Source organism: Histophilus somni (assembly GCF_014202395.1).
Taxonomy (GTDB): domain Bacteria; phylum Pseudomonadota; class Gammaproteobacteria; order Enterobacterales; family Pasteurellaceae; genus Histophilus; species Histophilus somni.
The window spans coordinates 115,200-125,424 of record NZ_JACHGQ010000001.1 but is presented as its reverse complement, the minus strand read 5'-3'; the positions used below and the strand labels follow the sequence as shown (position 1 = coordinate 125,424).

The following is a 10,225-nucleotide window of genomic DNA, read 5'->3' as shown; positions in this document are numbered from 1 at the left end:
ATACTCAGTAATACAACCGCACTTTTGGCGAAAAGGAACTGATATTAAAACCCTTCTTTCAGACTGACAGTTAGATTAAAAACTAAGTTACCCGCATTACTGTCTTTGCTATCGGCACAATAATACCCTTCCCGTTCAAATTGATACGCTTGTTCAGCTTTGGCACTAGCAAGGCTTTGTTCAACTACTCCACGCTTAATGATTAAGGAATTTGGATTTAACACTTCATTAATGTCTTCCACTGCTCCCGGATTCGCTACGGTAAACAATTTGTCATACAAACGAAATTCTGCCGATAAATTATCCGTTGCTGACACCCATTGAATAACACCTTTTACTTTGCGTCCCTCAGGATTTTTACCTAATGTTTCGGGATCATAAGTACAATATACTGTGGTTACACAACCTTCCGCATCTTTTTCAACACGTTCCGCTTTAATCACATAAGCATTACGCAACCGCACTTCTTTACCCAACACCAGACGCTTATATTGTTTATTCGCTTCTTCACGGAAATCAGCCTGATCGATATAAATTTCTTTGGTAAAAGGAAGTTCCCTCGTTCCCAATTCTTCACGATTTGGGTGATTAGGTGCGGTAAGTATTTCTTTCCCATCAAAATTTTCAATCACAATTTTTAGCGGGTTTAATACTGCCATTGCACGAGGTGCGTTTGTGTTTAAATCATCACGAATACAGCTTTCTAATGCACTGTATTCCACCACGTTATCCTGTTTAGTTACCCCTATACGACGACAAAACTCACGCAATGATGCAGGGGTATAACCTCGACGACGTAAACCGGAAATAGTAGGCATACGTGGATCATTCCAACCGTCAACAATCCCATCGTTAACCAATTTCAGTAGCTTACGTTTAGATGTCAACGTATATTCTAAATTCAAACGTGAAAATTCATATTGATGCGGTAATGGACGATCAATCGAAATATTATCCAATACCCAATCATATAAACGGCGGTTATCTTGAAATTCTAGCGTACATAATGAATGAGTAATTCTTTCAATGGCATCGGAAATACAATGAGTAAAATCGTACATTGGATAAATGCACCATCTATCGCCTGTTTGATGATGACTTGCAAATTTGATGCGATATAACACAGGATCACGCATAACCATAAAAGGAGATGCCATATCAATTTTCGCTCTTAAACTTGCCGCACCTTCTGCAAACTCACCTTTTTTCATTTTTTCAAATAACGCCAAGTTTTCTTCTATGCTACGATCACGATAAGGACTGTTTTTACCTGCTGATGTAAGTGTTCCTCTATACTCACGAATTTGCTCGGGTGAAAGTTCATCAACATAAGCCAACCCTTTTTTAATTAATTCAATTGCATAACTATACAGTTGATCGAAATAGTCGGAAGCATAGCGAGGCTCCCCCTCCCATTCAAAACCTAACCATTTTACATCTTGCTTAATACTGTCAACGTATTCCACATCTTCTTTTACCGGATTGGTATCGTCAAAACGTAAATTACATTTCCCCTGATAATCTTGTGCAATACCGAAATTTAAGCAGATCGATTTCGCATGACCGATATGTAAATAGCCGTTCGGCTCAGGGGGAAAACGAGTATAAACATTATGATGTTTTCCGCTAGCTAAATCTTCATCAATAATTTGGCGAATAAAATTTGTTGGTTTATGTTCCGTATTTTCCATTTCAACTGTTATTTCGCTCATTTTTTGTCCTCAATGCAATTTGATAATTAAAAATCTGCGTATTTTACAGTGTTTTGCACAGAATACAAAGCATAGCGGATTTTATCTCACTTGGCATATCTGTACATTACCTTTTGTAAACTTTCAGGTAAAATAGCATAACTTCTAATACAGGTATTTTTATACCGCACTTATTTTTCATGAAAAGGAACGTTTATGTCTGATTTGACCCTACACAGCCGACATACCTATTTAGATCAAGTCAAACACATTGTGGCAATCGGTGGGGGTCATGGGTTAGGACGTGTCATGTCTGCATTGAGCTTTATGAATGAGCGTCTTACCGGTATTGTTACTACAACAGATAATGGCGGCTCAACAGGGCGGATTCGACAAACTCAGGGCGGCATTGCTTGGGGTGATTTACGTAATTGCCTTAATCAGATCATTACAGAACCTAGTACAGCATCTGCTTTATTTGAATATCGTTTTTCCGGTCAAGGTGAATTAGCGGGGCATAATTTAGGTAATTTAATGCTGAAAGCACTGGAAAATATGAATATCCGTCCAACAGATGCGGTTAATTTAATTCGAGATCTTCTCAAAGTGCGGTCTTTTATTGTGCCAATGTCTGAAAGCCCTGTACACCTTGCCGCCTCCTTGTCTCCCGGTAAAAGTATCGTTGGAGAAGTAAGTATTGATCAATTAACCGAAATCCCTACTTCTATTTTTTTAGTTCCATTAGTACAGGCAACCACTGAAGCAATTCAAGCCTTAAGACAAGCGGAAGTCATTTTATTCGGTCCGGGTAGCTTCTTAACCAGCATTATGCCGCCATTATTACTACCAGAAATTATTGAGGTGCTGAAAAATAGTCAAGCTAAGAAAATCTTTATTGATAATTTAGGTGTAGAACACGGTCCAGCCGCCAAATTATCTTTAATCGATCGCATTCAATGGATTAATCAAACTATTGGTTGTGATATTATTGATGGTGCGATCGTTCAAAGCAAGCCGCAACAGAATCATCACGCCTCCTCAATAAAAATCATGGCTCGCCAACTTAAAGCCGATGATATAGGCTACCGCCACGACCGCACTTTACTTTGTAATGCGATTGACGAATTATTGATAGAATTAGCTCATCATTTTTCACCTAAGCAAGTTTGACTAATTTAGCTGGAATTCCTTGTCTAACAGCGGAGCCACATACCCAATCAACCCAAGGCGAGGCAATCTCTTTGGTACTATCTAACAAACCAAGATCATTAATATTAACTCCGGAACCAATCTGAGCATTTCCTTCAATTAATTTCCCATTAATTGTATAACCTGTAGCCCCCAGTTGTTTATGTCCATAACCATGTTCAATCGCAATCGTCCCTTTAATGACACCGTTCATCACAACCAGCTGCACAACAGCTTTTCCTCCCGGGGTATTTAGCTCCACAAGGTCACCATGCTGTAATCCATATTCCGTGGCATCCTGTTGATTAATTGCCACAATACCATTAGGTTTAATACTATGTAATCTTAGTAAAGGTGCTGTAATACTACTCATTAAATTTGATTTAAAGGAAATTAATTTAAATGGCCATTGTATTTTAGGGTAATGGCTTTCAACTGTGCTATTATCGGCAAACTGATCTTCAAAATACGTTGGACAGCCGTGATAATTTTTACCGGTTTGAGCATGTTTGGCTTTTGCTACATTTTCATTCCAAATTTGCAAACAGTTTTTCCAGCGAGCCTGCATATTATCTTCCTGCCATGCACTGCTATGAGGAGCAAAACGTCCGCCTTTACAGTAAATTGTAGCCACTTTCTTAATTTCTTCAGGTTTTAACACTTGTTGTAAACTTGGCATCAAACGTTGTACACCCGTTAGCAATAAATCTTCTTGAGTTGCATCTTGTACCGGCTGTTTTCCATCATAAGCTATATTGGCAGCTGCTCGTAAAAAGAAGTCTTCACTACGATTTAAAGGATAGGAATGATTTTGTTTATCTAAGATAGCATTATCACCAAATCCAGGTAATTGCATCATCTTAGCAATTTCGATAACAAAACTTTCCATACAAATAGTATCGCCTTGAGATGTTTTCTCATTAGGCGATGCTATCACAGGCCAGCGAGCAGTACTGGTTTTTGTTGGAACACCAGCCCAAGGGGTACTAAATCCCCAACTCTCAAAATTATGGGTATCCGGCACAATATAATCGGCAAGGGCGGTAGTTTCATTCATAAAAGCATCAATAGAAATAAAGAGCGGTAAGATTTTCGGATCTTTTAATTTCTGTTGCGTAATATGGTGAATACCTGTCATACCATAAATTGGATTCCCCATATGATTAATCCAAGCTTTAAGTGAGTATGGATAGCCTTGTAAGGCAGAAGTAATCATTTCTGACATTTGTCCGCCAACAAAAGGATACCAAGCGGCTTTCGCCGGATATGGAGAAATACCTTGTGCTACTTTTTGTTTAAATTCACTGGATTTTTCATAGTCTTTTTTACTACGAGCTAAATTTGTTCCTTTTGGTTTCATCATATTGGGGAAATTTGCAAGATTGTAACGAGGTCCGGCAGCAAAATCTTTAAATTTACCGCCACTCATACTCATCCCCCCTTTTTTATTCATATTTCCTATCATGGCATTAAGTAACAATATCGCCCATGCTGTATAGAAACCATTGCTATGCATAGTTCCACCGTGGGTAATAACTGCCGCACGAGGTCCATGAGAAGTAAACTTTTTAGCAAGTTGAATAATAGTATCAACAGGTACACCACACTGCTCAGAATATTCCTCGATGGAGTATGAAAAACAAGATTCTTTGAATAATTGTAAAGCTGATTTAGCTAAAACCTGTGAGCCGTCTTTAAGGCTTATCCTGTCTTCCACAAAAAGCACCGCACTTTGGCAATCTTTGGCAGCTATAAATTTGCCTGTTTGTCGATCTTTCACCAAAATATCACTATCGCTCAATTTTTCAGGTTCGGGTAAATCCTCTATATGAAAATTTCTAATGGCTTGCCCATACTGCTTATGATTTGGATCGGCGATAAATAAATGTGTTGCATTACAAAAACTTACGCCATTAGCTTGTTGCATCGCAATTTCACTTGGTATAGACAAATAATCTTCGTTATAACGTTCATTTTCAATAATCCAACGTAACATGGCTAGTGCTAAAGAAAGATCTTTACCCGGAATAATTGGTACCCAGCGATTTTTATCTTGTGATGCAGTTGAGGTAAGCTCTAAACGAGGTGCTATCACGACATATTCAAAATTATCCTCTGTACGCTTCTTAGCAAGCTGACGAGATTGACGTTTAAATGGATTTCCGGATTGTGCAGGAGAAGTTCCCATAAACAAAATAAATTCAACATGATCCCAATCAGGTTTAGCATGAGAATTATTAGCAAAGTCATTCATAAATGCACCGGATCCGGCACGATAGGATAAACCACAAAAAGAGCCATGAGAGGCGAAGTTAATGGTACCAAAACTGTTGCTTGCAAAACGTTTCAGAAGAGGTTGTCTTCCTTCAGGACCTGCGAAGGTTACCATCAGTTGATTTACTTTTGCACCAAAATCAGGGTGTTGTGCATTCACTGGCGTTTGCAAATCACGAATCGCTTTTAATCCATCTACATGCCCCTCTCCAAATAGATCTCCGCCATTCACAACTTCATCAATTAATTGCTCAAAACTGATCGTTTTCCATTTACCTTCTCCCCTTTTACCTACTCGCTTAAGAGGTTGTGTAATACGATAAGGGCTATTTATCCCATCTAAAAATGCAGCTCCACGGGCACAAGCAGTAGAACGTTGCTGTAAGCCATTTTCACCAGAAACGCTTAACTCTGCTTGTTTAATTGATTGATTGTAATCAAGGTAATGATCTGATGAGAGCGGGTGATAAGGATTACCGTTAATACGCAATACTTTATTTTTTTCTAAATCTATTCGAGCCCGTAAACCACATAGAGTCCAGCAACCCATACATTGGGTATTACACACTACTTGTTGGCTATTAGTTAATAAATTGCCCTCTTTGACTTGATATTCAGGTAATAAAGAATTTCCATTTATATTGTCTTGTGTTTTTTGTCCTGAAGAACCTTCAATTACGCCCTTTGCAATTTCTTTTACTTTGGGAGAATAACCTGCAACAAAAGCAGTAGCGGCAGTTGTAGCCAAAGCTCCTTTTATCAAATTACGTCTTTGTTTATTCATGATCTTTTCTCCCCAAATTTGATTGCAATAGTGTATGAGATAGCAGTTGCCATAAAATAATACCTACTAATGACCACAAGCTAAAGACAGCTATCATTCCAATTAGCCCATCTACGTTCCAACTCAATTGATATGGATTTACCAAAGCGTTATATTTTGCGATTTGCTGTACTTCAATTAATAAAATCCAACGGGTAAGCCAAGTGATACAAAGTGCGGTTAATATTCGTAATAACCTTAGGAAAGTTGAATGAGGCAATAACAGCAATATGAACAAAACGAAGATCCCAATGAGTAATAACATCGGTGAATAGCTAATTTGCCATAATTTCATTAAATGAATAGCTGTTTGCTCAGAAAATAAATAAATCCCCAAAATAGAAACTATTAATCCTAATAAACTGGCGATAGTAAAGTATCTGAGAGCATAAACTTGAGGTATAAAATAATGACAAAATAATAAGCTGACGGGTAAAACACTAAATACAAGCAAAGGTAAAAGCCAAGTGTGATTCCATAAAGGACGAGCCTGTACAGTGAAGACCTCCATCGTGGTATACATTAAAATCAATATTGTCATAATTAAAGAAAGCCAAACAAAAAAGACTTTAATTAAATCAGTATTGAATTTCCCCCAATAAAGCCAGTGAAAATACTTAGGAATAGATTGCATTGGAACTGAGGTACGTAATGAACATAAAAAATATCCTGCCACGGATAAAACAAAGAAAGGTAAAAACCATGCTCCCCAATACATCCAAGACCATATCGTTGGGTTCAAATAAAAATTCATAATACGACCCGGTTGATGTAAATCCGCAGTTAAGGCAATAGGTGCAACAATTGCACAACTGAACGCTAAGCTAAGAGCAAGCAATTCAAGGCGTGAATTTTTAATAAAATGAAAGAAGAACGCAGTCAAAACAGATGAACAGGCTAATCCAATAAAGAAAAAATAGCTTACCGCCCAAGGTAGCCAAGCAATAGCTTGTGGTTCTACTAAGATCTCACGAATAATCATTCTGCTTTCTCCTTATCTTGCCATAACATTGGTTGACCGTTAACTTCATTCACAAAAGCATCATCTAAACCTAGATAAAATACATGTGGAATGGTACCGTCATCCGGTTTTAAAACCTTCAAATCATCTTTAAATTCATCTACCATTTTACTAATTGTACTGGTTGGATCCCGTAAATCCCCAATAATACGAGCTCCTCCCACACAACTCTCTACACAGGCAGGTAATAATCCTGCTTCTAAACGATGAGTACAAAAAGTGCATTTATCTGCAGTTTTAGTTTCTGAATTGATAAAACGAGCATCATAAGGACAAGCTTGTACACAATAAGCACAACCAATACAGCGTTTGTTATCAATCACAACAATACCGTCTTTACGCTGATAAGTTGCTTGTACAGGGCAAACCGGCACACAAGGAGGGTTATCACAATGGTTGCATAATCGAGGAAGTAGAACATTATTGGTAATATTCTGTTCATTGGTGACTTCATATTGACGTACGGTAGTGCGAAACTCGCCAAGCGGTGTTTGATTTTCCACCGAACAACTCACCGTACAAGATTGGCAACCGATACAACGGCGTAAATCAACTAACATGGCATAGCGATGAGCTTCATTACCCTCTTTTCTTTCCGGCTGAAAACTTGTATTCGCTTGAGAAAAAGGGATAAAAGCCTGCCCAATAGTTAGTACTGATAAGTTTTTCAAAAAACGTCTTTTGCTTATGTACATAATCACCCCTACCTTTAATAAAGATTGAGCATTCAAGTTGATCAATTCAGGTTGTCTGAATATCAATGCTTAATCTTCCCACTCACAAATAAAATATTTAATAAAATTGAGTTGTTACCTCTTTTAGCGTATTGTTAAAAAATCTCCATGAAAAAACCATTGTGGTTTTCCACATAAAAATATGAGGATATTGATCTTCATCAATAAAAGGAAATAAAGTGAGAAAGTGCGGTCAGTTTTTAAAAAATTTTATGTTAATAATGGCTTTATTGCCCCAGTTAGCTTTTGCACAATCTTGGAAAATCGGTATTTTGGCACAGCGAGGAATTGCTGAAGCACATGAGCGTTGGCAACCTTGGATTGATTGGCTAAATCAACAATTTGATGAACATAACCAATTTTCATTAGTTACTCTCGATCTTAATGATCTAGAGACAGAACAAGCACAAGGAGTTGACTTTATTTTAAGTAACCAATCCCAATTTTTTTATTTAAATAATAAGGAAGTTCGTTGGTTGGTAACATTAAAATCGCTAAGACAAAAACAACATGACAGCACAGGAAGAGTTGGTAGTGCTATTTTTGTTCGTAGTGAAAGTAATTTTTATCAATTGAAAGATTTGAAGAATAAACGTATAAGTGCGGTAGGAAATAAAGCATTTGGCGGATTTTTATTAGGTTATAACGAATTATATAACCAAGGCTTGATGGAAAATAAAGATTTCAAGCCGGTTTTTACGGGATTTCCGGTAGACAATACACTATTTTTTTTAAAAGAGAAACAGGTAGATGCGGCAATTGTTCCCGTTTGTATTTTTGAGCAATTGGTAAAAGAGGGAAAAATAAAGGCTGAAAATTTCCGTCTATTGGCAGAAAAACCTAACCACATTGGTTGTCTGGCGAGTACAGTCTTACTACCCAATTGGTCATTAGCTGCAATGCCACAAGTACCCGGTGACTTGGCATCAAAATTAATAACCCTATTGCTTAATCAAGCGTCTGATAATCTTCCGCAATGGACACCTCCATATTCAACAAATCAAGCGGATAATATACTGCATCAGCTATATAAACACCCGAAACAAAATTTGTGGCAAGCAATAAAATATTGGTTCTCACAATATCAATTTTGGATTACTGGTATTATTCTGCTTTTATTCGTTAATTATATTTGGATAAATTGGCAGATACATAGAAAAAGTAAAGCCTTACAACAAGCGTATCAACAACATCAAAAATATGAACAACAGTTGATACAGGCTGATAGACTTTCTATTCTTGGAGAAATGAGTGCAGGTATTGCTCATGAAATTAATCAACCTCTTACTGCTATTAGAATGTATGTGGAAGGTATGAAATATCAAGCAGAAGAACAAAGAACTCAAATCGTATTGGATAAAATATTACAACAAGTAGATAGAAGTGCGGAGATTATTCATAACTTAATGAATTGGGTAAAAGGAAAAAGTAGCGAAGATATTGAGTTAATCAATCTCAAACATTTACTAAAAAAAGTGACTCAATTCATTTCTCTACAACATTATAATAAATTTCAAATTAATCTAGTTTGTGCAACAGATATTTATTTGGAAATAAAAACCACAATTTTAGAACAAATTCTCTGTAACTGTTTATTAAATGCCTTACAAGCAAAAGCATCAATGATAGATATTATAGTAGAGAAAGAGCAAAAAGAACTAAAAATAAGAATTTTGGATAACGGAACAGGTTTTCAACAAATAGAGTTGGATTTTCCTTTTGTTCCTTTCCGCACAAGTAAAAAACAAGGATTGGGCTTGGGATTAGTATTGTGTCAACGTCTAATCCAAGCGATGAACGGTAATATAAAACTATCAAATAGACAGGATCAATCTGGGGCAGAAGTGACCTTAATCTTACAAATAAAAGGAAAATAGTATGAATATTCATCTACTTGATGATGACTTAACAATACTTGATGCCGCTAGTTTTTTATTGGAGCAAGCAGGTTATCAAGTTAAAACTTGGTCTAATAGTCAGCAATTTGTACAACAAGCTAATATTTTTGAGCCTGGAATTTTGTTATTGGATATGAAAATGCCTCATTTAGATGGAAAAGCTGTTCATCAATTTTTACAGCAACAAAATAGCCCTTTTGCTGTAATTATTATGACAGGTCATGGCGATATCCAAATGGCAGTACAAGAACTCAAATTAGGTGCAGTAGATTTTTTACAAAAACCTATGCAATTTAGCCAATTACAATCAGCCATTAAACTGGCGAGAAAAAAAACAATGGATAATTATGAACAATATCAAATCAAACAATGTTATAAGCAACTTAGCACTAAAGAATTAGAAGTTTTATCTTTATTATTAAAAGGTTATATTAATCGACAAATTGCAGAAACTCTAAATATATCCGTCAGAACAGTTGAAGTACATCGTTCACATATTATGGAAAAAATGCAAGCACAAACAGTGGCGGAATTAATCTACAAGATCACTCTTATTAAAAAGGACGAATAATATTCGCCCTACCGATCTGGTTTAG

7 protein-coding genes are annotated in these 10,225 nt (G+C 36.6%); 3 read left to right on the top strand and 4 right to left on the bottom strand.

Translation table 11 applies throughout. The annotated features are described in order from the left end of the window. Positions 1-44: 44 nt before the first annotated feature. The gene (gene glnS / locus HNR69_RS00560) at positions 45-1,712 is read right to left on the bottom strand and encodes a glutamine--tRNA ligase (RefSeq protein ID WP_075293885.1); all 1,668 of its coding nucleotides are present in this window, start codon (positions 1,710-1,712) and stop codon (positions 45-47) included. 195 nt (positions 1,713-1,907) lie between these two features. Here glnS and HNR69_RS00555 point away from each other — a divergent pair, with 195 nt between their 5' ends. Then, entirely contained in the window at positions 1,908-2,861 is a 954-nt protein-coding gene (locus HNR69_RS00555) for a gluconeogenesis factor YvcK family protein (protein ID WP_075293886.1), read from the top strand. On the opposite strand, the gene HNR69_RS00550 is transcribed toward HNR69_RS00555, so the two are convergent. From HNR69_RS00550 to ttrB, 3 genes are read right to left on the bottom strand one after another with little or no spacing between them, the layout of a single operon-like run. Continuing rightward, entirely contained in the window at positions 2,848-5,937 is a 3,090-nt protein-coding gene (locus tag HNR69_RS00550) for a tetrathionate reductase subunit A (protein ID WP_075293887.1), read from the bottom strand. The genes HNR69_RS00555 and HNR69_RS00550 overlap by 14 nt on opposite strands. After that, positions 5,930-6,958 carry an NrfD/PsrC family molybdoenzyme membrane anchor subunit gene (nrfD, locus tag HNR69_RS00545; protein WP_075293888.1) on the bottom strand — a complete coding sequence of 343 codons (1,029 nt, stop codon included), beginning with the start codon at positions 6,956-6,958 and terminating at the stop codon, positions 5,930-5,932. The genes HNR69_RS00550 and nrfD overlap by 8 nt, the downstream gene beginning before the upstream one ends. Next, positions 6,955-7,692, bottom strand: coding sequence for a tetrathionate reductase subunit TtrB (gene ttrB / locus HNR69_RS00540; protein ID WP_075293889.1), 738 nt, complete (start codon positions 7,690-7,692; stop codon positions 6,955-6,957). The genes nrfD and ttrB overlap by 4 nt, the downstream gene beginning before the upstream one ends. A gap of 218 nt (positions 7,693-7,910) precedes the next feature. Between ttrB and HNR69_RS00535 the strand changes: the two genes are divergently transcribed. After that, positions 7,911-9,608 carry a sensor histidine kinase gene (locus HNR69_RS00535; RefSeq protein WP_075293890.1) on the top strand — a complete coding sequence of 566 codons (1,698 nt, stop codon included), beginning with the start codon at positions 7,911-7,913 and terminating at the stop codon, positions 9,606-9,608. 1 nt (position 9,609) lies between these two features. Next, positions 9,610-10,200 carry a response regulator gene (locus HNR69_RS00530; RefSeq protein ID WP_075293891.1) on the top strand — a complete coding sequence of 197 codons (591 nt, stop codon included), beginning with the start codon at positions 9,610-9,612 and terminating at the stop codon, positions 10,198-10,200. Positions 10,201-10,225: the final 25 nt, after the last annotated feature.

Excerpts from the sequence above, each read along its gene's own strand:
- glnS (WP_075293885.1), bottom strand. The coding sequence starts at position 1,712 with ATGAGCGAAATAACAGTTGAAATGGAAAATACGGAACATAAACCAACA.
- HNR69_RS00555 (WP_075293886.1), top strand. The coding sequence starts at position 1,908 with ATGTCTGATTTGACCCTACACAGCCGACATACCTATTTAGATCAAGTC.
- HNR69_RS00550 (WP_075293887.1), bottom strand. The coding sequence starts at position 5,937 with ATGAATAAACAAAGACGTAATTTGATAAAAGGAGCTTTGGCTACAACT.
- nrfD (WP_075293888.1), bottom strand. The coding sequence starts at position 6,958 with ATGATTATTCGTGAGATCTTAGTAGAACCACAAGCTATTGCTTGGCTA.
- ttrB (WP_075293889.1), bottom strand. The coding sequence starts at position 7,692 with ATGTACATAAGCAAAAGACGTTTTTTGAAAAACTTATCAGTACTAACT.
- HNR69_RS00530 (WP_075293891.1), top strand. The coding sequence starts at position 9,610 with ATGAATATTCATCTACTTGATGATGACTTAACAATACTTGATGCCGCT.